The sequence below is a fragment of the Variovorax terrae genome (assembly GCF_022809125.1).
GTDB lineage: Bacteria > Pseudomonadota > Gammaproteobacteria > Burkholderiales > Burkholderiaceae_C > Variovorax_A > Variovorax_A terrae.
Genome location: NZ_JALGBI010000001.1, coordinates 2,500,894 through 2,523,619, shown reverse-complemented (window position 1 = coordinate 2,523,619; position 22,726 = coordinate 2,500,894). Strand labels below are relative to the sequence as shown.

The following is a 22,726-nucleotide window of genomic DNA, read 5'->3' as shown; positions in this document are numbered from 1 at the left end:
CATTGGTTCGCATCGCTGCGGCTCCGGCCGCATTGGCAGGCCGCCTGCGTTCGCCGTATTCCGAGCATTGACCCGAATTTACATTAAGTGCATAGTTTGACAAATGCTTGCATTTGGCGCGCCGCGCCTCGAGTGCGGCGGGTTCTGGCGGGTTTGAAACTTAGTGCAGAAAATGAAAAAACAGCTTATCGGGATGGTCCTGTGTACCGCTGGCGGCAGCGCGCTGGCCGCTGTGGCCGACGACGTCAAGTCTCTGCTGGAGAAGGGACAGCCCAGGCAGGCTTATGAGCTGGGCAAGGCGTCGCCAGGGGAGATGGGGCAGCCGCTGTTCGACTTCTATTTCGGCATCGCGGCGCTGGACGCCGGCGCGCCGGGCGAGGGCGTGCTGGCGCTGGAGCGCTATGCGCTGTTGTTTCCCGACAACCGGTCGGCGCGGTACCAGCTGGCGCGCGGCTACTACATCCTGGGAGAGGACCAGCGTGCGCGCGAGGAGTTCACGGGCCTGGTGGCGGGCAGCACCGGCCAGGAACTCGACGCCATCAACAAGTTTCTGGATGCCATCCGGGCGCGGGAGAGCCGCTACCAGCCGACGGCCTCGGCCTATGTGGAATTGGGGCTGGGCACCGACAGCAACATCAACGCCGGGCCACCCAGCGGCCAGGTGAGCGGACTGCCCCTCGGGGTGGTCATCGCGCCGGGAGATTCCGCCGAGAAGGAATCGGCGGGGTTCTCCACGTTGGCCGCGGGCGCCCAGGGCACCTATCCGGTGGCGCCCGGCGTGGCCCTCTATGGCGGCGTCGGCGCGACGGGCCGCCTGTACCAGGGCGGCGGCAACAGCCAGTTCGACCAGCGCTCGCTGGCCCTGCAAGGCGGCGTGTCGGTGATCGGCGGGCGCAACCTGTACCGCTTCGGCATCGACTGGAACAAGCTGACGGTCGACAACCAGAATTACTTGAGTCTCACGACGCTGGTGGGCGAGTGGCAGTACCAGAACGACCAGTTCAACCGCTTCGGCCTGTCCGCGCAGTGGTCCGACCTGAACTACGACAACATCCTGACCTATCTCACCAAGAACAAGAGCGGCGCACCGGTGCTGTCGGCTACCGATGAGCGCGACAGCCGGCTGGCCACGCTCACCGGCTTCTGGACCCGCTCGCTGGTGCATCCCTGGAACCCGGTCCTCAACCTGAGCCTGAACGCCGGGCGCGAAAGCAACCGCAGGAACCGCGACGACCTCTCGCGCAACCTGTGGGGCGGCCGGGTTTCGCTGTCGGCCCAGCCCCGGGCGCGATGGACGGTGGCCGGCGGCCTGAGCTACCAGAACAGCCGCTATGCGCGCGAGTTTGCCGTGGGCGCTCCCCATCGCCAGGATGATTTCTGTGCCCTCGATCTCGCGGTCATCTATGCGGTCGACCGCAACTGGTCGGTGCGCGGGGAGTACCAGTACACCGATCAGAGATCGAACATCGGCTTCTACCAGTACGACCGCGACGTGCTGGCCGTGAAACTGCGTTACGACTTCAAATAGCCGGGGAGCGAACATGAAGAAAACCCACATCGCTGTCGCCGTGCTCGCGCTGGGCAGCAGTTATCCGGGCGCATGGGCCGCCTCGGCCGGCCGGGTGCTGGCCGTGGCTGGCGACGCCAATATCGAGCGCGCCGGCGCCAAGGTGGCCGTCGGCGTCGGCACGCTGGTGGAAAGCGGGGACACGCTGCTCGTGGGCGACAGGAGCGCGCTGCAGGTCCGGTTTTCCGACGAGTCCATCGTGGCGCTGCGGGCCAACAGCCAGTTCAGGATCCAGGACTACCAGTACGACCGCAAGGCCGAGTCCGACAAGTCGGTCCTGAGCCTGATCAAGGGCGGCCTGCGCACCATCACGGGCCTGATCGGCAAGGCCAACCGCAAGGCCTTCGCGCTCAACACACCCACTGCCACCATCGGCATCCGCGGCACCAACTTCACCGTGGTGACGTGCGACAACGATTGCACCAATGCCGACGGCAGCCAGGCGCCCAACGGCACCTTTGGCGGCGTCACCGACGGCCGCATCGACGTGAGCAACCAAGGCGGCGAGACCGAGTTCGGGCAGCAGGAATACTTCTTCGTGGCCGACCAGAACACCGCGCCGACCCAACTGCTGGCGCCCCCGTCGGTGCTGAGCGAGCGCGGCCTGCTGGCCCGTGGGCGCGGCAACACCAATGCGCCGCCGTCCGGTGCCTCCGGCACGTCAGGCACATCGGGTGCGTCAGGCATGGCCAGCGCCTCAGGAACGACGAGCGCGGGCGGCGAGTCGGGCAGCGGGCAAACGGCGTCGTCCTCGCCGTCGTCCTCCTCTTCGTCTTCTTCGGAGGCCTCTGCGCCGCCGCAATCGTCCAGCTCGACCCAGACGTCGACCTCGCCGCAGACCTCGTCCTCGTCCCAGATGGCCCTGCAGGGCACGCCGCCTGTCTCTTACAAGGCCGCGGACGCGACCACGACCTCCATCCCCACCACCCCCGCCAGCAACGGGCATGTCGTGCTGGTGACGGACCGGCCGGGCGGCCCCAATGTGCGCGAGGGCACGCCGGATCTCGGCGGCTTCTGGAACCCTGCCTTCAACCTGACGGGCGTGACGAATGCCGCCGGGCTCGCGGCCGCCATCGATGCGGTGGCGACCGATCCTTCCTACAAGATGGGCTTCGTGTCCACCAGCTCCAGCAGCGCTGCGGGCGCGTACTGGCTGTACGACACCTTCCGGGTGGCTCACTACATCTTTGCCGATTCGCCCACGGTGGCGCTACCGACCTCGGGCATCGCCCAGTACAACTACGCCGGCGGCTCGCCGGCCACCGACAACTTCCACCGCCAGGGCACGTTTGCGCCGGGCAACCTCTCGATCAACTACGGTAGCCAGTCCGTCACCACGCTCTCCAACATGGTGATGGGCTTCGGCGCCGGGGCTGGCCAATCCGCCACCAGCTACTCCATCGCCGCCGGCACCCAGTATTCGCTGGCCGCCGGCGCCCAGGCCTTGCCGGTGACCTGCACGGCGGGCTGCCAGACGGGCAATGTGTCCACCGCGATCACGGCGGGCCAACTGGCGGGCGCCAGCGGGCAGAGCTTCCTCGCGGTGTTCAGGGTTCAGAGCACGCTGCTCAGCAGCGGCGCGGGCCATGTGGCCGGCGCCTCGGCGGCCTTCGTCAAGGCGCCGTAGCCGGGCCGCGCTTCAGGTGCTGCGGCGTCCCGGCCTTGCGGGGTGCCTCGGGCTCAGGGCCGCAGGTAGGCCCAGCCCTCGGCCTGCTTCTTCATGATTTCCGTCACGCCGGCCGGCACGTAGCCGACGGCGCCGTTCATGTCGTCCTTGGTCAGCTTCTGGCCGCGCATGGTGTTCTCGCAGGCCAGCACCTTGACGCCGGCCTTCACCGCATCGTCGACGCGCGAGGCCACCGGGGATTCGAGCTTGAGCATGCCGATGCCGGGGCCGTAGGCCACGATCTCGATGTCCACGTTGGTGGCGCCGACGTCGTCCTGCAGGTTCTTCGCGTTGTTCAGCGCGAGATTCCACTTGCCCGGGTCGGCATCGCTCATCTGGATCACGATTTTGTGGCGTTTTGTGCCGGAGGTCCCTGTCCCCTGGGCCTGAGCTGCTATCAAAAGCGTAGCGGATGCGGTGGCCGCGGCGGCCTGGATGAAGAGTCGGCGGTTCATTTGAGAATGTCTCCGAGGCAAAGGTACTTCATTTCAACATACTCATCCATGCCGTGGTGCGAGCCTTCGCGCCCCAGGCCCGACTGCTTGACGCCGCCGAACGGCACATGCTCGGTGGCGATGATGCCCACGTTGATGCCCACCATGCCGTACTCCAGCGCCTCGCCCACGCGGAAGATGCGGCCCACGTCGCGGCTGTAGAAGTAGCTGGCCAGGCCGAACTCGGTGTTGTTCGCCGCGTCAATGGCCTCCTGCTCGGTCTTGAAGCGGAACACCGGGGCGAACGGGCCGAAGGTTTCCTCGCGGGCGCACAGCATGTCGGCCGTGGCCTCGGCCACCACGGTGGGCTCGAAGAACTGGCCCGGCAGCCTGTGGCCGCCGGCCACCACCTTGCCGCCCTTGGCCACAGCGTCGTCCACGTGGCGCTGCACCTTGTCGATGGCGGCATCCTCGATCAGCGGGCCCTGCACCACGCCGTCCTCGAAGCCGTTGCCGACCTTGAAGGCCTGGACCTTGGCAGCGAACTTCGCCACGAAGGCGTCGTACACGCCGTCCTGCACATAGAAGCGGTTGGCGCAGACGCAGGTCTGGCCGGCGTTGCGGTACTTGCTGGCAAGCGCGCCCTCGACGGCCGAGTCGATGTCGGCATCGTCGAACACGATGAAGGGGGCGTTGCCGCCGAGCTCGAGCGCCAGCTTCTTGACCGTGGGAGCGCTCTGCGCCATCAGGATGCGGCCGACTTCCGTGCTGCCGGTGAAGCTGATGTGGCGCACCGTGTCGCTGGCGCAGAACACCTTGCCCACGGCGATGCTGTTGGCGCCGTCGGCAGGCAGCAGGTTCAGCACGCCGGCCGGGATGCCGGCACGCAGGGCCAGCTCGGCAGCGGCCAGCGCCGTCAGCGGCGTGAGCTCGGCGGGCTTGATCACCACCGGGCAGCCGGCCGCCAGCGCCGGCGCCACCTTGCGCGTGATCATGGCCAGCGGGAAATTCCAGGGCGTGATGGCGGCGCACACGCCGATCGGCTGGCGGATCACCATCAGGCGGCGGTTGTTGTCGAAATGGGGCAGGGTCTCGCCGTTGACGCGCTTGGCCTCCTCGGCAAACCACTCCACGAAGCTCGCGCCGTAGGCCACTTCGCCCTTGGCTTCGGCGAACGGCTTGCCCTGCTCGGCGGTCATGATGCGGCCCAGGTCCTCCTGGTGGGCCATCAGCAGGTCGAACCACTTGCGCAGGATGATGCTGCGCTCCTTGGCGGTCTTGCTGCGCCAGGCCGGCCAAGCGGCGTTGGCGGCGGCGATGGCGGCCTCGGCATCGGCCGGGCCGAGGTTGGCCACGTCGGCCAGCTTGCGGCCGGTGGAAGGGTCGTTCACGTCGAAGCGGCTGGCGCCCTGCACCCATTGGCCATTGATCAGCGCATCGGTCTTGAGCAGGCTGGGGTCCTTGAGCAGGGCGAGGGGGGAAGTCTTCATGTCCACGAAAGGTCTCCTGAGGGTGAGGGCGTCCGGCTGGGCCGGAAATTACTTAACGTATTAACTAATTTTGCCAGCATTCGGGCCGGGCGTCTGCGCCAAATCGGGCCAGACACCGGGGCAGGCCGAAACTTATAATCGAATGTTCAAATAAATCAAGCATTTACGTGTGGTCTGCGGTCGCTGGCCGGCACGGCATTCTTCCAGAAGATGAGCACTCCCACTTTTACCGTTGCCGACATCCGCAAGACGTTTCTCGACTTCTTCGCTTCCAAGGGCCACACCATCGTGGCGTCCAGCTCGCTGGTGCCCGCCAACGACCCCACGCTGATGTTCACCAACTCGGGCATGGTGCAGTTCAAGGACGTGTTCCTCGGCACCGACAAGCGCCCCTACGTGCGCGCCGCCTCGGTCCAGGCCTGCCTGCGCGCCGGCGGCAAGCACAACGACCTGGAGAACGTGGGCTACACCGCGCGGCATCACACCTTCTTCGAAATGCTGGGCAACTGGAGCTTTGGCGACTACTTCAAGCGCGAGAGCCTGAAGTGGGCCTGGGAGCTGCTGACCGAGGTCTACAAGCTGCCCGCCGACCGCCTGCTGGCCACCGTCTATGCCGAGGACGATGAGGCCTACGACATCTGGACGAAAGAAATCGGCCTGCCGCCCGAGCGCGTGATCCGCATCGGCGACAACAAGGGCGGGCGCTACAAGTCCGACAACTTCTGGATGATGGCCGACACCGGCCCCTGCGGCCCCTGCAGCGAAATCTTCTACGACCACGGCGACCACATCCCCGGCGGCCCCCCGGGCAGCCCGGGCGAAGACGGCGACCGCTTCATCGAGATCTGGAACAACGTGTTCATGCAGTTCGACATGGCGGCCGACGGCAGCGTCACCAAGCTGCCCGCGCCCTGTGTAGACACCGGCATGGGGCTGGAGCGGCTGGCGGCCATCCTGCAGCATGTGCACAGCAACTACGAGATCGACCTGTTCGCTGCCCTCATCAAGGCGGCGTCCCGCGAAACCGGCGAGAAGGATCTGCAGAACAAGAGCCTGCGCGTGATTGCCGACCACATCCGCGCCACCGCCTTCCTGGTGGCCGATGGCGTGATCCCGGGCAACGAAGGCCGCGGCTACGTGCAGCGCCGCATCATCCGCCGCGCCATCCGCCACGGCTACAAGCTGGGCCAGAAGAAGCCTTTCTTCCACAAGCTGGTGCCCGACCTCGTGGCGCTGATGGGTGAGGCCTATCCCAAGCTCAAGGCCGACGAGAAGCGCATCACCGAGGTGCTCAAAGCCGAGGAAGAGCGCTTCTTCGAGACGCTGGCCAATGGCATGGAGATTTTAGACGCGGCCCTGGCCAACGGCGCCCAGGTGCTGCCCGGCGACGTGGCCTTCAAGCTGCACGACACCTACGGCTTCCCGCTCGACCTGTCGGCCGACGTCTGCCGCGAGCGCGGCGTGAGCGTGGACGAGGCCGGCTTCAACGCCGCGATGGAAAAGCAGAAGGCCGCCGGCCGCGCCGCCGGCAAGTTCAAGATGGACCGTGCGCTGGAGTACAGCGGCGCCGGCAACACCTTCACCGGCTATGACGAGCTGGCGCATGCCAGCCAGGTGGTGGCGCTGTATGCCGAGGGCACGCCCGTGGCTGAGCTCAAGGCCGGCCAGGATGGCGTGGTGGTGCTGGACACGACGCCGTTCTATGCGGAAAGCGGCGGCCAGGTGGGCGACCAGGGCGTGATCGCCGGCGGCGGCGCGCGCTTCGCGGTGGCCGATACGCAGAAGATCAAGGCCGACGTGTTCGGCCACCATGGCAGGCTGGCCGAAGGCACGCTCAAGCTTGGCGACGCGGTGACGGCGCAGGTGGACACGGCCGTGCGCGCGGCCACCATGCGCAACCACAGCGTGACCCACCTGATGCACAAGGCCTTGCGCGAGGTGCTGGGCGACCATGTGCAGCAAAAGGGCTCGCTGGTCGATGCCGACAAGACGCGTTTCGACTTCACCCACAACGCGCCGGTGAGCGACGCCCAGATCCGCGAGATCGAAACCAAGGTCAACGCCGAAGTGCTGGCCAATGCCGCCACCCAGGCGCGCGTGATGGACATCGAGTCGGCCCAGAAGACCGGCGCGGTGATGCTGTTCGGTGAAAAGTACGGCGACACCGTGCGCGTGCTCGACATCGGCAGCAGCCGCGAGCTCTGCGGCGGCACCCATGTGCAGCGCACCGGCGATATCGGCCTGTTCAAGATCGTCTCGGAAAGCGGCGTGGCCGCTGGCGTGCGCCGCGTGGAAGCCGTCACCGGCGCCAACGCGCTGGCCTACCTGCAGCAGCTCGAGGCCACGGTGCAGCAGGCGGCGGGCACGCTCAAGGCGCCGGCCGCCGAGCTGCAGGGCCGTCTCCACCAGGTGCTGGACCAGGTGCGCACGCTGGAGAAGGAAGTGGCCCAGCTCAAAGGCAAGCTGGCTTCCTCGCAGGGCGACGAACTGATGAGCCAGGCCGTGGACGTCAAGGGCATCAAGGTGCTGGCAGCGCGCCTCGAAGGCGCCGACGCCAAGACCCTGCGCGAGACCATGGACAAGCTGAAAGACAAATTCAAGACCGCGGCCATCGTGCTGGCGGCCGTCGATGGTGGCAAGGTGCAGATTGCCGCCGGCGTCACTGCCGACAGCATGGGCCGGCTCAAGGCCGGCGAGCTGGTGAACTTCGTCGCGAGCCAAGTGGGCGGCAAGGGCGGCGGCAAGCCCGACATGGCCATGGCCGGCGGCACCGACGCCGCGGGCCTGCCGGCTGCGCTGAAGTCGGTGCAGGGCTGGGTGGCCGAGCGCCTCTGAGGCTGGCTGCGACAGCGGGTTGCTATCAATTCAATAGCATGTTATGTCCAGGCGACAAGGACCTCTGGTACTTTTGATGCTGATTTGTGCGCTGTGGCCGGTCTGGGCCGCGGCGGCGTCGCCTGAAGAGGTCCACTTCCCCAGCCTGGATGGCACCACCCTGAAAGGCTGGTTGTTCAAGCCGGCCTCGCCTGCGCCCCACGCCACCGTGGTGGCCCTGCACGGTTGTGGCGGTCTCTATGCCACCACCGGCGCGCGCAAGGGCGAGCTCAATGCCCGGCATCAGGCCATGGCCGACTGGCTGGTGGGCGAGGGCTGCGCGGTGCTGTTTCCCGACAGCCTCACGCCGCGCGGCGAGCGGGAGCTGTGCACCCAGAAGATCGGCCAGCGCCGCATCGACCAGACCCAGCGCCGCGCTGACGCGCTGGGCGCGGGCGCCTGGGTGCTGGCCCAGCCCTGGGCCGCACCGCAGCGGCTGGCGCTGCTGGGCTGGTCGCATGGCGGCAGCGCCGTGCTCGCAGCCACCGATGCCACGCGCCGCGAGGTGGCGGCCCAGCCCTGGCGGTTCGCGCTGGGCGTGGCCTTCTACCCGGGTTGCAGCGCCGCGCTCAAGAGCGGCTACCGGCCCGCCACGCGGCTGGCGATGATGCTCGGTGAGCTGGACGACTGGACGCCGCCCGGCCCCTGCATCGAGCTGGGCCAGGCGGTGGGCGCCGAGGTCAACGTCTATCCCGGCAGCTACCACGACTTCGACAACCCAATAGGCAGCGTGCGCCTGCGCGCCGACGTGCCCAACGGCACGCACCCGGGGCAGGGCGTGCATGCCGGGCGCAACCCGGTGGCACGCGAGCAGGCCTATGCGCGGCTGAAGGAGTTGCTGCGGGAGGCGCTGCGCTGACGCTCAGAGCGTTGCGCGCACACCCCGCAACGTGATGCGCGTCAGGGCATAAGCCACCAGCGCCGAGCCGGCGATCCCCGCTACCATCGGCCGTACGCTGCCGTCCACGAACAGGCCGACGATGGCCATCACCAGCGCGCCGGTGACGAACTGCAGCGTGCCCATCAGTGCCGAGGCCGTGCCGGCGATCGTGCCATGCTCCTCCAGCGCCAGCACGGCGGTGGTCGGCACCACCAGGCCGAGGAAGCCGTAGCCCACGAACAGCAGGGCCAGCAGCACATCCAGCCGCTGCACGCCGGCGAGGTTGAGCACCAGCAGCAGCAACATCACGCCGGCGTAGCCGACCACGGCTACCTTCACCACCGGCACCAGCCCGAAGCGCGCGCTCAGCCGGCCCGTGAACTGCGAGACGCCGATGAACGACGCCGCGTTCGCCGCGAACGCGAGGCTGTACTGGCGCGGCGTGAGCCCGTAGTGGTCGATCAGCACGAAGGACGAATTGGCCAGGTAGGCGAAGAAGCTCGCGATGCCGAAGGCGCCGATGAACACCAGCCCCAGGAAATGCCGGTCGCGCAGCAGCACGCCATAGGCTGCGAGCGCGCTGGCCACGCTGCTGTCCACCCGCTGCTCGGGCGGCCGCGTCTCGGGCAGGCTGGTGGCCAGCAGCGCCAGGCCCAGGGCGGCGGCCACTGTCACGGCCCAGAACACACTGCGCCAGCCCAGCGACTCGATCAGCAGGCTGCCGGTCAGCGGCGCCAGGATGGGCGAGACGCTGAACACCAGCATCAAAAGCGACATCAGGCGCGCCGCGTCATGGCCGGTGTGCAGGTCGCGCACCACGGCGCGCGGCACCACCATGCCGGCACAGGCGCCCAGGCCCTGCACGAAGCGCAGCACCACCAGCGTGTGGATGTCGGGCGCCAGCGCGCAGCCGATGCTGCCGGCGGCGAACAGCAGCAGGCCGAAGTACAGCGGCGCCTTGCGCCCCACCATGTCGGACACCGGCCCATAGACGATCTGGCCGATGCCCAGCGAGATGAAGAACGCCATCAGGCTGGCCTGCACCGCGCCCGTGGAGGCGCCCAGGCTCTGGCCGATGGACGGCAGCGCGGGCAGGTACATGTCGATGGCGAAGGGGCCGATGGCCGAGAGCAAACCGAGCACTAGCGCGGTTCGCAGGAAATGCGAGTTCATGGAAATCAAAGGGTTCTGCGGGAGCCCGGCCCGTGCCGGGCACGGTGGGGATGCATCATTCGTGCAACATGCAGGCGCGCCAGCGACGCGCCCAGGTCCCTGGGCGGAAAGCAGCGAGCATACCGAATGATGGAAAAGCGTGCAGGGCCGCCGGCCAGAGCCCGGGCGAGCCTAGCGGATCACTTTGCCGTCGGCCGTGATGGTCACCAGGTCGATGGCGCGCACCGAGTCGCGCACGCCGGCCCGCAGGTTGATGCGAAAGCCGCCCACGTCGTAGTCGGTCATGCTAGCCATGGTCTTTTGCAGGCCGGCCTTGTCGAAACCCTTGCCGGCGCGCCTCAGGGCTTCGGCCAGCGTCTTGGCGGCGATGAAACCCTCCAGGCTCTCGTAGGTCGGCGACTGGTCGGAGTTGTCGATGGCCGCCAGATATTCCTTGACGATGGGCGTGGCCGAACTGCGCGGCGAAGGCACCACCTGCGACACCACCACGCCATTGATCTCCTTGCCTAAAGCGGTGAACAGCGGGTCGATGCCGACCACCGAGAAATTCATGAAGGAGCCCACGTAGCCCGCCTTGCGCATCTTGCGGATGAAGGCGGCCGTGGCGTTGAACAGCGAGACCTGGATGATGGCCTGCGGCTGCGCCTTGGAGAGTGCGGCGACGGCGGCATCCACCTTGTCGCTGTTGACGGGCACGAAGGCCGAGCCTACCAGTGGCGGCAGCTTGAGCTCGGTGATGGCCTGGTTCACGGCGGCCAGGCCGGCGCGGCCCATGGCATCGTCTTCGGCCAGCACGGCGATGCGGTTCTGGTTGAGCGTGGCGCAGTGGCGCACCATCTTGAAGGCCTCATCGGCCATGCTGGGGCGCACGTGGAAGACGTTGCCGTGTGCCGGGTCGCGCAAGGTGTCGGCCGCGGCGAAGGGCGCGAAGAACAAGGCGTCGTCCTGCTTCGCCACCGCCGCTCCGGCGTCCGCACTGGCGGTACCGACGAAGCCGAACAGCAGGTCAGCGCCATCGGCCAGCAGCTTCTTGGCATTGGCGCCGGCCCTGGCGGCGTCGTAGCCGTCGTCCAGCTGCCGCAGCTCCAGGCTGAAGGGGTTGTTCTTGCGGGCGTTGAAGGCATCCACATAGAGCTTGGCGCCACCGGCGAAAGCCAGCCCGATTTCGCTGGCGGCACCCGTGAGCGGCACCGACTGGCCCAGCACCACCTTGCGCCCGACGGGCGCCTTGGCCGCCTGCGCCCAGCTTGCACTGCCCGCACCCAGGGCATCCAATCCGGCGCCGACGGCGGCTCCCAACAACCACTGCCTGCGTATTCTGTTCATGTGCAAATCCTTGACACCGGGGCCGGCATCAAACCCCATGTCAGGCACCCTATTACAAAAGACTTCATCTGCCAAGCTGGTTTTGCCTGAGGGATGGGTGCACGCGGAGCGGACAAATAAAAAAGGGCCCGCAAGGCGGGCCCTTTTTGTCAGTGACGGATCAAGCGCTTTACAAAGGCAGCGCGCAGCGCGCGGTGGCGTTGGTGGGGCGGGTGATCGGCGTGTAGACCAGGAACGAGGCCGGTGTGCCGACGTTCAGGCGACGCTGGGCGTAGCCAGCCGATGCGGCCGTGCCGGTTCCGATGACGAACTGCTTCAAGACACCGTCGGCCGGGTCGACCGAGGTGAACGGGCCGACCACCGGGGCGCATGGCTGGTTGACATCCGAGCCGGCGACAGCCTGGTTGAAGGTGATGACGTCGTTCGGGCCGCGCACGTAGATGTACTGGTTCAGGGCGGGGTTGCCGCCGAGGCTGCGCGAGAAGTACCGGCCGGACCACAGGCGGCTGCGGGTGGTTTCGGACAGGCCGCTGATGGCCTTGGCGCCCATTACGGTGCCCAGCTTGACGAAGCGTGCGCCTTCCATCGAGACGGCGCCATCCGACTGCAGCACGGCGACACCCGGGTCTCCAGGAATGGAGAGGTTGCCGTTGAAGTCGATGACCACCGGCGAGCCGGTGGTGGCGATCTGGGCCGTGGCGATCGTCGAGAAGCTGATCTGCGTGATGTTGGACACCGTGGTCGTCTGCGAATAGGCGCCGCGCTGCATGCCGGCCGAGCGGGCGGTTTCGAAGAACGAGGAGCTGCCCGTCTGGAAGTCATCTTCGCCGTAGAACGTGCTGTGCACGTAAGTTGCGTCGTCGAGGAACAGCAGGAATTGCGGCTTGTCGCTTCCGTTCGGCGTGATCCACCCGCCAACGAGCGGATTCGTCGCGCTGGTCAGGCGCGTGAGGCTCAGCCCCCCGCCGGACAGCGTGTTGCCCGAGATGGTGACGCCGCTCACGGAACCGTTGGTCGGGCCGGATTGGCCGGAAGCTTCGATGAGGCTGGTCTTCAGCACGCCGCCTTCGAAGGTGTAGCGGCCGTAGCGGGAGCCGAAGCCGTTGTCGAAGGCGGTGGTGGAGGTGATGGCCGTTGCAACGGTCTGGTGCACGAAGGTGCCGTCGCCTGCGAACAGGAACACTTCCTTCTGGTTGCCGGTGGTGCGAATCCAGGCGCCTTCGATTGGCTCGGCCGCGGTCTTGGCCTTGGCCTTGGCGATCGACGCTAGGGTCGCGGTGGTCGGAACCACGCTGTCCTTCACCGCAGCGAAGATGGTGTCGCGGTTGGCCAGGGTGAGCGTGCCGGAGACCTGCGTGAGCAGGTGCTTCATGGAGCTGCCAGCCGCCTGGCCCAGCGCTGCGGACAGTTCCATGCCCGAGTTGGAGCCCACGAGGGTCTGGGTCGCTGCGAAGCTCTTCGCCAGCAGCTGCGCCGCACCGTACATCTTCAGCTGGACTGCGCTGGGCGCTCCGGCGGAGACATCGGTGTAGTTGGAGTACAGGCTGAGTCCGCCGACCTGTCCGGCCGTGCCCACCATACCGGCGAGCACCGTGCTCTCCGCTTCGCGCAGGTTCTGCGAGCGGCCGGAGTCAACCTCGGACTGAACCAAGGTGGTATAGGGGCTCACGAACTCTGGCTTACCGGCCGGCGCCATCAGCATGTAGCTGTCGTTCAGCAGTCCGTAGTCGGAATCGACAGTGGCGCCGGCGGTGACCATGGCCAGCACGGGGAAGTTCGTGCCGACCGCCGAGTTGATGGTGTAAGCGCCGGCTGCGTCCGTCATGGCGCTGGGTTCGTTGGCGTCGCAGATTCGGTTGTTGTTGACGTCCAGGCACACTTTCGCGTTCTGCAGCAGCCCATCGGCGACGATACCGCTCACGGCAACGGTGGAAACGCCGGGCGTGGTGCCACCACCACCGCCGCCCGTGCCGGGACCGGTCGATCCCAGACCACCGGAGTCGCTACCGCCGCATCCGGCAAGAATCACGCTGGACGTCGCGACGAGCGCGAGCGCCAAGCGGCTCAATTTTTTCATCTTCATAATCGTTCTATCTCCTAATCGGCCGCGCATTCGCTTTTCCTGGAAAGGCAGCCGAACTATTGATCTGTGAGGCCGTGGCGCCTGCAGGCGCCACGGAAATGCTTACTGTTGCTTGCGGCGGCGAACCACCAGCAGAGCGAATCCGCCCAGCATCAGGAATGCCAGATCGGCGGCGCCGAATGAACCACCACCACTGCTCGTGGCGCTCGGAATGCCTGGCACTTCGCCGCCGGGGGTCTGGGCGATGTCCAGGAAGGCCGCAGACACGGCGCCCGGCTTGTTATCGGCATTCACGCCCTGCACATAGACCATGTGGCGGCCTGGAGCGAGCCCGGTCGTGTCCAGCATGCCACCGGCGGTCATCGTGGCGTTCGGGAAGTCCGAACGTGCCTGGTCCGAGGTGGACAGCGTCAGGGGGATCGCCTTGGCGCCTTCTTCCCAGGGCAGCTTGCCGATGTAGGCGTTGGCCGACTTGATGTTGTAGACCACGGGGTACGGCGGCGGCTTGATGGTCGACTGCCCGGCGTTCGAGTAGCGATACCGGTTGTCGTCGACCGTGGCAGAGAGCGCCACCTTTGTGCCAGGCGTCACCGATACACCGAGTCCGACCTTGACACCGACCGTGTCGGGCCCGAAAGGCAGCTTGTACACGCGATGCAGGATGCGGCTCAGGTAGTGGAAGCCGTTGAAGTTCTCCGGATAGGTTTCGCGGTCGAACACGCCGCAGTCCTCGTAGAACGAGCGGCCCATTTCCACCGTGTACGACGGTGCGCCGAGGTAGCCGTAGAAGGCGTCCTTGGTCGTGCCCTCGGTGTTGTAGCTGAGCAGCTGCTGTGACGAGTAGTTGTTGTGGAACGCCATCCGCTGGCCGATCACCGCCATGCCCTTGTTGTTGGGCGTGTGGGTGTTGAAGCCGTTCTCGGTGCGCTCCACGCCCCAGGGCCACAGCACGGCGCGGGCATTGCTGTGCAGGTCGATGAACATGCCGCCGCCGTAGTCCTCGTCAGCCGCGGTTTGCCAGTCGAGAGGATTCTCGTTGTTGACATCCAGCCGAGACTTGTCGCGGTTTTCGGGGTTGCAGAACTCGGGCTTCTTGGGCCGCCCGTCCGGAAGTACGCCGCCCGTCCAACTGCAGGTCTTGGCCGGCGTCGTGGTGAGCGACGTCGTGCCGGTCACGGTGGTTCCGCTCACGGTCCACATCTTGTCGGTGCCGACGAAGGTGGTGCCGCGGACGTAGTTCAGGATCGCCGTGGTCTCCGGCTCGGAAGAAGGCGCCACGCCGCGGAAGGTCTCGCCGCAGGAGTTGCCGTCCGAACCGCCGCCGCCGCCTGTGCCCCAGCCGAACGGATAGTTGCGGTTCAGGTCAACGCCCGAGGCGATGGTGTTGGTCACAGAGACCGTCGAGGTGTAGTAGCCGAGCGTGGATGTCGTGCTGGGGACGGTGATCTGCACGTTCGTGTTGGTCGTACAGGCCGCGCTCGAATAGTTGGTGTTCTTGCGCTGGCGTGCCGAGACGTCCTGCTCGGCCAGCTTGCGGCCGTCCGGGTTGTGAATGATCAGGTGATACTGATTCATGTTCAGCATCATCGTGGCGTTGGCGTCCTTGCCGTAGTTGTTCAGCAGCCACTCGATGAATTTCACGCCGACTTCCTGCGGCGCGTACTCGCGCGCATGGATGCCGCCGGTCCAGACCATGCGAGGGGTCTTTTCATTCTGGATCGCGAAGTTGCCGACGACGATGGCCTTGACGTTCAGCGGCTGGTCCGGCAGCTTGGTGAGGTCGAAGCGCTGGAGGAAGGCTGCGGGGAGATACTTCGCGAGCAGCTGGCGGTAGTTGGACCAGGAGCTGTCGGGCTGGCCGCCGACAGTAAACGGCGGCTTGATCTGCGTGCCCATCCAGGCGGGGCCGAGATCCTTGATTTCGACGAATTTCGGGAATTTCGCTTTTAGCTCATCGAAAGATGTATAGACCTGCTCCACGGTGCGGTAGCAGGAATGCGCTCCATTGGCCACACTGCTGGGCTGTTCGCGGTCGCTGCGCTTGATCGCGCCGGAGGCGACGTCGGCCGTGCGCGCAGCCAGCCATTCCTGGATTCGCTTGGTTTCTGCCTCGTCGATGTCGACGGTCATGCCCATGTCGCGCAGGGCTTTCAACTCGCCGCCGCCGATTTCGGCCAAGACGGTGTGGTTTCTCTGATCCACATACGGGTGATCCAGCAAGTCGGTCAACTGCTTGAGTTGTGCCTCGCTGGTGTAGCGGACCTTGACCGACCAGACGTCAGCCCCCGAGCTTTGGGCCAGTCCGGCTCCTATGCAAGCGGCCAGCGCTGCCACCACGATGGGGCCGCGCAGCTTGCGCAAATTTTCAACTTTTATCTTCATCAAGTACTTCTCCTCAATCAGTGTTGTGAATGGACCTTGGTCCAGCGTCGTCGTTAAACTTCGAGAAAGGCCGACGCGTTTATAGCGATGGTCTTAGTTGCGCAGCCAACGCCATTTGGGTATGCCACGATGCGGTTTGTGCATGGTCAGTTCAAAGTTCTAATTCGCGGGCTTCCTTTCATTTGGGTTAACCCTTGGTTCGCAAAGAGCGTGCCTGTGAAGTGAGACGAGCCTCGAAGTTTCATGAACGATCATGCAAAAACGACATTCGACAATGCTCTGTATGAATATGAATTCTTTCGATGCAATTCGTTAAACAGTTTTTTGCCGCGAATGCGCCCGCCAGTGGCGAGGCATGGGTTTCTTCAGCGCAGAAAAAGGGCTGGTGGGCTCTCGTGGCCGGGATGCTGGCCGTGATGCTTGCCTTGCAATGGTGCGGGCCGCCCGCTTATGCCCTGTTGCGGTACGAGCGCGGCCTGGTGCATGCCGAACCCTGGCGCATCGTCAGCGCCCACTGGGTCCATCTCGGTGCCTGGCATTGCGCTCTCAATATGGGGGGCCTGCTGGCATGGGCCGTCTGGCTCGGGCAGGGCTCCTGGCGCCGGCACGCGGCTGTCATCGCCGCGCTGTGCGCGGTGACAGGCGCAGGCCTGTTCGCATTTCCCGGGATTTCCAACTATGCAGGCTTCTCGGGCGTGCTCTATGGATTGTTTGCCTATTCCTTTGCGCACCGTGTGCGAGCCGGCCGGCGCATCTTCCTGCTGGGTCTGCTGGCGCTGGCGGCGCGCATGGCGTGGCAACTGGCGGGGCCGCCCTCGCTGGAAGAGGAGGCTCTCATCGGCGGCACGATCGTGGCGCAGGCGCACCTGATCGGGGCTCTGGCCGGCTGTGCAATCGGCCTGATGGCGCGTCCGGGAATAGGGCAGGCGGTTGTTCGCCGCGCGTCGGACGCTTCATAATCCCGCCATCATGGACATCAAGTGGTTGGAAGATTTCGTCAGCCTTGCCGATACAAGAAACTTCAGCCGCTCGGCTCAGTTGCGCCATGTCACCCAGCCCGCGTTCTCGCGCCGCATCCAGGCGCTGGAGGCATGGGCCGGCAGCGACCTCGTCGACAGGGCGTCGTATCCGCCGCGCCTGACCGCGGCAGGCGAGACGCTCTATGGCCAGGCACTCGAACTGCTGCAATCGCTTCAAAGCACGCGTGCCATGCTGCGCGGGCACAGCACCGCCAGCCGTGCCGCGATCGATTTCGCGGTCTCCCATAGTCTGGCCTTCACTTTTTTTCCGCGATGGCTCACCTCGCTGCGCAAGGAGATCGGGCCTGTCAGAACCAAGCTCTTTGCCCTTAACGCGCACGATGCCACGATGAGCCTCGTTGAGGGCAACTGCGACATCCTGATCGCGTTCTTCCATCCGGCCTATCCGTTTCAGCTGGACCGCCTACGCTACGACACGGTGGTCCTGGGAGAAGAGGTGGTCTCTCCATGGAGCCGGCCGAGGTCCGATGGGCGCGCGCTGTACGAACTGCCGGGCCGGGCCGGACAGCCGCTTCCCTATCTCGGCTACGCCTCGGGCGTGTATCTGGGGCTCCTGGTGGATCTGCTGGTCCGGCAGTCCCCGGTCCCGCTGCACCTGGACCGCGTCTACGAGATGGACATGGCGGAAGGCCTGAAGGCCATGGCACTCGAGGGGCATGGCATCGCTTTCCTTCCCGAAGGCACGGTGCGCAACGAGGTGGCGAGCGGCCGGCTGGTCAGCGCCGTTCCGGCCGGCATGACCGGGGTCTCCATCGTCGCGCAGATCCTGGCCGTTCGGGAAAAACCGGGCCCCACCGCGGATACCCGGTCCGCCGCCGCGCAATTGTGGGCGTATCTTTCGCGTTGATCCCGGCGCTCGGCCGCGAGCCGAATCTGCAAGCCAGGCGCAGGCGCATCGGACCAACACCCCCGGCCGGGCTGCGACAATCGGCCCATGCCTGAACGCGAGCGGCGAATCCTGTTGCGACAACTGGCCCTGCTCGGCGCGGCGGCCGTGTGCCCGGCCTGGGCGGCCGGCTTCGAGGCCGTGCCGTGGCCCAAGGGCCAACGCGCTCCTGCGCTCGACGCCGTGGACCTGGACGGCCGCCGCTGGCGCCTGGACGCGCTGCGCGGCCGTGCCGTGCTGCTGAACTTCTGGGCCAGCTGGTGCGAGCCCTGCCGCGCCGAGATGCCGACCCTGCAGCAACTGGCGGAACTCTATGGTGCCGACCGGCTCGTGGTGCTGGCGATCAATTTCAAGGAAAGCGCGGCCAAGGCGGCGCAGTTCGCCCGCAGCACGGGCCTGGGCCTGCCTGTGCTGCTGGACCCGGCGGGCGCCGCGGCGCGCCAGTGGGGTGTGCGCATCTTTCCCACCACGGTGCTGATCGACGCGGCGGGCCGGCCGCGCCAGCGTGTGCAGGGCGAGGTGGACTGGACCAGCCAGGAAGCCGCCCGATGGGTCGAGCCGCTGATGCGGCCATAATTCCGGGCAGCCGCTGTGGTCCTGAACCATGGCGGCGCAGACCACCTCGGGGCATTTTTCCATGCGCCGCTACGTCTTCTCCCGCCACACCCGGAGTTCGCTTCATGACCCCCGCACGCCGCCTTTTTCTTCAAAGAACCGCCATCGCCAGCGCTGCCGCTGCCTTTCCTTCCATTCACTTCGCGCAGGGCACAGGCCCGGCGCCGCGCCAGTTCAGCCCCCGGCCCGGCGAGTGGCGCACCTTCGAGGTGACCACCCGTGTCGACCTGCTGCAGCCGCAAGGCACGACCCGCGTCTGGGTGCCCCTGCCTTCGGTCAACAGCGGCTGGCAGCGCTCGCTCGAGAGCAGCTATGCCAGCAATGGCCAGGCCCGCCTGGCGACCGAGGCCCAGGAAGGCGCTCGCATGGTCTATGCCGAGTTTGCCGGCAGCGAGGCCCGGCCATTCGTGGAAGTCACCAGCCGCGTGCAGACCCAGAGCCGCGCCGTGGACTGGACGCAGAAGCGCACCGTGCGCGAGGAGGCCGACACCCTGCGCCACTGGCTGCGCCCGACCGCGCTGATCCCGACCGACGGCATCGTGCGCAAGACCGCGCTTGAAGCCACGCGCGGCGCGAAGACCGACGCCGACAAGGTGCGCCGCATCTACGACTGGGTGGTGGCGAACACCTACCGCGAGCCCAAGGTGCGCGGCTGTGGCGAGGGCGACATCAAAACCATGCTGGAGACCGGCAACCTGGGCGGCAAGTGCGCCGACCTCAACGCCATCTTCGTCGGTCTGTGCCGCTCGGTAGGCGTGCCGGCGCGCGACGTGTACGGGCTGCGCCTCGTGCCGTCGGCCTTCGGTTACAAGGAACTGAGCGGCAACCCGGCCAGCCTCAAGGGCGCCCAGCACTGCCGCGCCGAGGTGTACCTGCAGGCCCACGGCTGGGTCGCGATGGACCCGGCCGACGTGGCCAAGGTCATGCGGCTGGAAACGCCCGAATGGCTCAAGACCACGCAGCACCCGGTGGTGGCGCCGGTCAACCAGGCCCTGTTCGGCGGCTGGGAGGGCAACTGGGTGGCCTACAACAACGCGCACGACGTGGCGCTGCCAGAGTCCAGGGGCGAGCGGCTCGGGTTCCTCATGTACCCGGTGGCCGAGAACGCGAACGGGCGCTTCGACTCCTACGCGCCCGACGACTTCAAGTACCAGATCACGGCGCGCGAGATCCGGAGCTGAGCCGCGAGGCGCAGGCCGTTCTCAGTGGGGAACGGTCTTGGAGAACAGGTGCATCACCCCCACGCCGGAGATGATCAGCCCGATGCCGATCAGGGCCGGCAGGTCCAGCACCTGCTTGTAGAGCACCACGCCGGCGACCGACACCAGCACCACGCCCACGCCCGACCAGATGGCGTAGGCCACGCCCACGGGAATGGTGCGCAGCGTGAGCGAGAGGAAGTAGAACGCCGTGCCGTAGCCGACCACCACCACGATGGACGGCAGCAGCCGGCTGAAGCCGTCGGCCGCCTTGAGCGCGGAGGTGGCCAGCACCTCGGCCACGATGGCGATGAAGAGATAGAGCCAGTTCATGCGGGCGGGTCCTCTTGGCGGCGCTCGAACACCACGTCCCAGACCCCGTGCCCGAGCTTGAGCCCGCGGTTCTCGAACTTGGTGAGCGGGCGGTAGTCGGGCTTGGGCGCAAAGCCGTCGGCCGTGTTCCGCAGCAGCGGCTCGGCGCTCAGCACCTCGAGCATCTGCTCGGCATAGGGTTGCCAGTCGGTGGCGCAGTGCAGGTAGCCGCCGGGTTTCAGCCGGCGGCTCAGCTTGGCCACCAGCGGCGGCTGGATCAGGCGGCGCTTGTGGTGGCGCAGCTTGTGCCAGGGATCGGGAAAGAAGATGTGCACGCCGTCCAGGCTCTGCTCGGGCAGCATGTGGTCGATGGCTTCCACCGCGTCGTGCGCGAGGATGCGGATGTTGCTCAGGCCGCGCTCGCCGATGCGCTTGAGCAGCGCGCCCACGCCGGGCTCGTGCACCTCGCAGCACAGGAAGTTGGTCTCGGGCTTGAGCGCGGCGATGTGGGCCGTGGCCTCGCCCATGCCGAAGCCGATTTCAAGCACGGTCGGCGCGCTGCGGCCGAAGCTCGCGGCGAAATCCATCGCCGTGCCGGTGTAGGGCAGCAGGAACTGCGGCCCCAGCGCTTCGAAGGCCTTGGCCTGGCCGGTGGTGGTGCGGCCGGCGCGGCGCACGAAGCTGCGGATGGTGCGGGGATGGGCGACGCCTTCGGGCGTGCCCGCGGAAGCGGGAGCAGGGGAGGGAGTGGGTTCAGTCACGGCCCTGATTGTAAAAGTGGCGCCACTGCGCCACCCAGGCCGCCAGCGCGTCGGCGCGGCCGCCCTCGTGCGGCGCGAGCCCCAGCACGCGGGCCGCGGCGTTGAGCGCGGCCTGCGGGGCGCTCGTGTCCAGCGCCTCGGCGCCGTTCTGCTTGGACAGCTTCTCGCCGTCGGCGCCCCGCACCAGCGGGGTGTGCAGGTAGTGCGGCGTGGGCAGGCCCAGGTGCCGTTGCAGCAGGATCTGGCGCGGCGTGTTGTCGGCCAGGTCTTCGCCGCGCACGATGTGCGTGATGCCCTGGGCACCGTCGTCCACCACCACGGCGAGCTGGTAGGCCCACAGGCCGTCGGCGCGGTGGAGCACGAAGTCGCCGACCTCGGCGGCCACGTTCTGATGCTGCGGGCCGAGCCGCCGGTCGTGCCAGGCGAGGGTGCCGTTTGCTATCGAATTCGTAGCATCCAAAGACCAGCCTGCCTGGACATCGGCCTGTTTTGGCTTGAAATCTTCGGTCAGCAGGCGCCAGGCGCGCGCCGGGCGTCCCCGCAGGCCCTGGCGGCAGGTGCCGGGGTACACCAGCTCGCCGTGGCGCACGCGGGCCAGGCCCAGCGCGGTGCGCGCCTGCTCGATGTCCTTGCGCGAGCAGGCGCAGGGATAGGCCAGCCCGGCAGCGGCCAGCTGGTCCAGCGCGGCCTGGTAGAGCGCGCCGCGCCGCGACTGGTACAGCGGCTCGGCGTCCGGCCGCAGGCCGCAGGCGGCCAGTTGCTGCAGGATGGTTTCGCTGGCGCCGGGCACGCAGCGCGGGGTGTCCACGTCCTCGATGCGCACCAGCCAGATGCCGCCCTGGGCTCGGGCGTCGAGCCAGCTCGCCAGCGCCGCCACCAGCGAGCCCGCGTGCAGCGGGCCGGTGGGCGAGGGGGCAAAGCGGCCGACGTAGCCCGTCATGCCACGGCCAGCGCGAGCTCCAGTCCCGAGACGAAGGCGTTTTCCACGCGATGGCCCAGGCACCAGTCGCCGCAGGCGCCGAGCCGCGCCTGGGCGTCCCAGAGGTGGCTCTTGCCGAGCGGCTGCAGGGTTTGCGCATGGCGCCAGCGCCGCACCTCGGCGTAGGCCGGTTCGGCGCGCATGCCGGTGACTTCGGCGAAGGCCTTGAGCAGCTTGGCTCGCACCCGCGCGGCGTCATCCTCCAGGTGCTCGCGCGACCAGGCGGCGCTGGCCTGCACGGTCCAGCGCTCCACCAGGCCGCGCGCGGGCTTGGACGACTCGCGCGCCAGCCAGGCGATGCGGTGGTGCGTGCTGCGCGCGGCGTTCCACTGCGGGCCCAGGTGCGTCAGCGTCGGCTGCACGGCCTGCGGGTAGGCCAGCATCAGGGTCCAGCAGGGCGCGACCTGCACCGCGCCGATCGTCTGCGCGAGCTTGGGCGCCAGGCCCGAGGCCTGTAGCAGGCTGTGCGCCAGGGCCGCGGGCTGGGCCAGCAGCACGGCGTCGAAGCCGGAGAACACATGCTGCGCCTCCTGCTCGCCCCGCATGCCCGCGGTGCGCAACTGCCAGCGGCCGGCGTCCAGCGCGTCCCGCTCGATGCGGGTGACCCGGGTTTCCAGCTCGAGCTGCCGGGCGTCCAGCAGCGGCTGGGCCCAGTACTGCGCGAGCGTGTTCATGCCCGGCACGCCCACCCAGTGCGGCTCGCGCGTGGGCAGGGCGGCCTCGGCCACGCGGCCGTGGGCGTCGAGCACGCGCACGGCATTGGCGCTCCAGGGCTTGTGCAGGCCGGGGGCGGTGTCCAGCGTCCTGGCAAAGCGGGTGTCGCGCACGGTGAAGTACTGCGCGCCGGCATCGAAGGTGCCGAACGGCGTGTCCTGCGTGGCCATGCGCCCCCCCGGGCTCGCGCCTTTCTCGAACACCGTCACACGATGGCCGGCCTGGACCAGCGTGCGGGCGCAGGCAATGCCGGCCATGCCGGCGCCGACGATGGCGAAATGCCGGGAGCTGCCTGAGGCGGGAGGCTTGATGGGCATGGTTGTCTCTCTTTTCAGCTTTTGGGGT

General features: G+C 67.3%; 18 protein-coding genes. 8 read left to right on the top strand and 10 right to left on the bottom strand.

The window, feature by feature from the left end; translation table 11 throughout:
* Positions 1–172 precede the first annotated feature (172 nt).
* The gene (locus MMF98_RS11870) at positions 173–1,528 is read left to right on the top strand and encodes a porin family protein (protein WP_243306480.1); all 1,356 of its coding nucleotides are present in this window, start codon (positions 173–175) and stop codon (positions 1,526–1,528) included.
* A 13-nt stretch (positions 1,529–1,541) separates the two neighbouring features.
* A complete protein-coding gene (locus tag MMF98_RS11865; protein WP_243306479.1) occupies positions 1,542–3,194 on the top strand; it encodes a FecR family protein in 1,653 nt (550 codons plus the stop codon).
* 53 nt (positions 3,195–3,247) lie between these two features.
* On the opposite strand, the gene MMF98_RS11860 is transcribed toward MMF98_RS11865, so the two are convergent.
* Complete coding sequence (locus tag MMF98_RS11860) at positions 3,248–3,688, bottom strand: DsrE family protein (protein WP_243306478.1); 441 nt, start codon at positions 3,686–3,688, stop codon at positions 3,248–3,250.
* Complete coding sequence (locus tag MMF98_RS11855; protein WP_341481300.1) at positions 3,685–5,163, bottom strand: NAD-dependent succinate-semialdehyde dehydrogenase; 1,479 nt, start codon at positions 5,161–5,163, stop codon at positions 3,685–3,687. Before MMF98_RS11855 ends, MMF98_RS11860 begins: the two co-directional genes overlap by 4 nt.
* 204 nt (positions 5,164–5,367) lie before the next feature.
* Here MMF98_RS11855 and alaS point away from each other — a divergent pair, with 204 nt between their 5' ends.
* Together alaS and MMF98_RS11845 are read left to right on the top strand one after the other, a co-directional pair.
* The gene (alaS, locus tag MMF98_RS11850; protein ID WP_243306476.1) at positions 5,368–7,992 is read left to right on the top strand and encodes an alanine--tRNA ligase; all 2,625 of its coding nucleotides are present in this window, start codon (positions 5,368–5,370) and stop codon (positions 7,990–7,992) included.
* Positions 7,993–8,068: 76 nt separating this feature from the next.
* Complete coding sequence (locus tag MMF98_RS11845; RefSeq protein ID WP_243306475.1) at positions 8,069–8,890, top strand: dienelactone hydrolase family protein; 822 nt, start codon at positions 8,069–8,071, stop codon at positions 8,888–8,890.
* Between the two features lie 3 nt (positions 8,891–8,893).
* Here MMF98_RS11845 and MMF98_RS11840 read toward each other — a convergent pair whose 3' ends face one another.
* The 4 genes from MMF98_RS11840 to MMF98_RS11825 all read right to left on the bottom strand — a co-directional run bounded on the left by MMF98_RS11840 (position 8,894) and on the right by MMF98_RS11825 (position 15,875).
* Positions 8,894–10,084, bottom strand: coding sequence for a multidrug effflux MFS transporter (locus MMF98_RS11840; RefSeq protein ID WP_243306474.1), 1,191 nt, complete (start codon positions 10,082–10,084; stop codon positions 8,894–8,896).
* 171 nt (positions 10,085–10,255) lie between these two features.
* Entirely contained in the window at positions 10,256–11,410 is a 1,155-nt protein-coding gene (locus MMF98_RS11835; RefSeq protein WP_243306473.1) for an ABC transporter substrate-binding protein, read from the bottom strand.
* A gap of 169 nt (positions 11,411–11,579) precedes the next feature.
* Positions 11,580–13,487, bottom strand: a complete 1,908-nt coding sequence (locus MMF98_RS11830) for a hypothetical protein (RefSeq protein ID WP_243306472.1) — start codon at positions 13,485–13,487, stop codon at positions 11,580–11,582.
* Between the two features lie 108 nt (positions 13,488–13,595).
* Positions 13,596–15,875 (bottom strand): M14 family zinc carboxypeptidase, encoded by a 2,280-nt coding sequence (locus MMF98_RS11825; protein ID WP_243306471.1) that lies wholly within the window; start codon positions 15,873–15,875, stop codon positions 13,596–13,598.
* 302 nt (positions 15,876–16,177) lie between these two features.
* Between MMF98_RS11825 and rrtA the strand changes: the two genes are divergently transcribed.
* The 4 genes from rrtA to MMF98_RS11805 all read left to right on the top strand — a co-directional run bounded on the left by rrtA (position 16,178) and on the right by MMF98_RS11805 (position 19,597).
* A complete protein-coding gene (gene rrtA / locus MMF98_RS11820) occupies positions 16,178–16,834 on the top strand; it encodes a rhombosortase (RefSeq protein ID WP_243306470.1) in 657 nt (218 codons plus the stop codon).
* A 10-nt stretch (positions 16,835–16,844) separates the two neighbouring features.
* The gene (locus tag MMF98_RS11815; protein WP_243306469.1) at positions 16,845–17,762 is read left to right on the top strand and encodes a LysR family transcriptional regulator; all 918 of its coding nucleotides are present in this window, start codon (positions 16,845–16,847) and stop codon (positions 17,760–17,762) included.
* Positions 17,763–17,849: 87 nt separating this feature from the next.
* A complete protein-coding gene (locus tag MMF98_RS11810; protein WP_243306468.1) occupies positions 17,850–18,377 on the top strand; it encodes a TlpA family protein disulfide reductase in 528 nt (175 codons plus the stop codon).
* Positions 18,378–18,481: 104 nt separating this feature from the next.
* A complete protein-coding gene (locus MMF98_RS11805; protein ID WP_243306467.1) occupies positions 18,482–19,597 on the top strand; it encodes a transglutaminase-like domain-containing protein in 1,116 nt (371 codons plus the stop codon).
* 21 nt (positions 19,598–19,618) lie between these two features.
* On the opposite strand, the gene MMF98_RS11800 is transcribed toward MMF98_RS11805, so the two are convergent.
* The 4 genes from MMF98_RS11800 to MMF98_RS11785 are packed head-to-tail and all read right to left on the bottom strand — an operon-like array spanning position 19,619 to position 22,698.
* Complete coding sequence (locus MMF98_RS11800; RefSeq protein ID WP_243306466.1) at positions 19,619–19,948, bottom strand: DMT family transporter; 330 nt, start codon at positions 19,946–19,948, stop codon at positions 19,619–19,621.
* Entirely contained in the window at positions 19,945–20,688 is a 744-nt protein-coding gene (gene trmB, locus MMF98_RS11795) for a tRNA (guanosine(46)-N7)-methyltransferase TrmB (RefSeq protein ID WP_243306465.1), read from the bottom strand. The genes MMF98_RS11800 and trmB overlap by 4 nt, the downstream gene beginning before the upstream one ends.
* Positions 20,681–21,628: a tRNA glutamyl-Q(34) synthetase GluQRS gene (gene gluQRS / locus MMF98_RS11790; protein ID WP_243306464.1), complete on the bottom strand. Its 948-nt coding sequence runs from the start codon at positions 21,626–21,628 to the stop codon at positions 20,681–20,683. Before gluQRS ends, trmB begins: the two co-directional genes overlap by 8 nt.
* Positions 21,625–22,698, bottom strand: coding sequence for an NAD(P)/FAD-dependent oxidoreductase (locus MMF98_RS11785; RefSeq protein WP_243306463.1), 1,074 nt, complete (start codon positions 22,696–22,698; stop codon positions 21,625–21,627). The genes gluQRS and MMF98_RS11785 overlap by 4 nt, the downstream gene beginning before the upstream one ends.
* Positions 22,699–22,726 lie beyond the last annotated feature (28 nt).

Bases quoted from the DNA above. Each gene is read 5' to 3' on its own strand.
- MMF98_RS11840 (WP_243306474.1), bottom strand. From the start codon at position 10,084: ATGAACTCGCATTTCCTGCGAACCGCGCTAGTGCTCGGTTTGCTCTCG.
- MMF98_RS11870 (WP_243306480.1), top strand. From the start codon at position 173: ATGAAAAAACAGCTTATCGGGATGGTCCTGTGTACCGCTGGCGGCAGC.
- MMF98_RS11800 (WP_243306466.1), bottom strand. From the start codon at position 19,948: ATGAACTGGCTCTATCTCTTCATCGCCATCGTGGCCGAGGTGCTGGCC.
- gluQRS (WP_243306464.1), bottom strand. From the start codon at position 21,628: ATGACGGGCTACGTCGGCCGCTTTGCCCCCTCGCCCACCGGCCCGCTG.
- MMF98_RS11805 (WP_243306467.1), top strand. From the start codon at position 18,482: ATGACCCCCGCACGCCGCCTTTTTCTTCAAAGAACCGCCATCGCCAGC.
- rrtA (WP_243306470.1), top strand. From the start codon at position 16,178: ATGCAATTCGTTAAACAGTTTTTTGCCGCGAATGCGCCCGCCAGTGGC.
- MMF98_RS11830 (WP_243306472.1), bottom strand. From the start codon at position 13,487: ATGAAAAAATTGAGCCGCTTGGCGCTCGCGCTCGTCGCGACGTCCAGC.
- alaS (WP_243306476.1), top strand. From the start codon at position 5,368: ATGAGCACTCCCACTTTTACCGTTGCCGACATCCGCAAGACGTTTCTC.
- MMF98_RS11845 (WP_243306475.1), top strand. From the start codon at position 8,069: ATGCTGATTTGTGCGCTGTGGCCGGTCTGGGCCGCGGCGGCGTCGCCT.
- MMF98_RS11825 (WP_243306471.1), bottom strand. From the start codon at position 15,875: ATGAAGATAAAAGTTGAAAATTTGCGCAAGCTGCGCGGCCCCATCGTG.
- MMF98_RS11860 (WP_243306478.1), bottom strand. From the start codon at position 3,688: ATGAACCGCCGACTCTTCATCCAGGCCGCCGCGGCCACCGCATCCGCT.
- MMF98_RS11810 (WP_243306468.1), top strand. From the start codon at position 17,850: ATGCCTGAACGCGAGCGGCGAATCCTGTTGCGACAACTGGCCCTGCTC.
- MMF98_RS11865 (WP_243306479.1), top strand. From the start codon at position 1,542: ATGAAGAAAACCCACATCGCTGTCGCCGTGCTCGCGCTGGGCAGCAGT.
- MMF98_RS11815 (WP_243306469.1), top strand. From the start codon at position 16,845: ATGGACATCAAGTGGTTGGAAGATTTCGTCAGCCTTGCCGATACAAGA.
- MMF98_RS11835 (WP_243306473.1), bottom strand. From the start codon at position 11,410: ATGAACAGAATACGCAGGCAGTGGTTGTTGGGAGCCGCCGTCGGCGCC.
- MMF98_RS11785 (WP_243306463.1), bottom strand. From the start codon at position 22,698: ATGCCCATCAAGCCTCCCGCCTCAGGCAGCTCCCGGCATTTCGCCATC.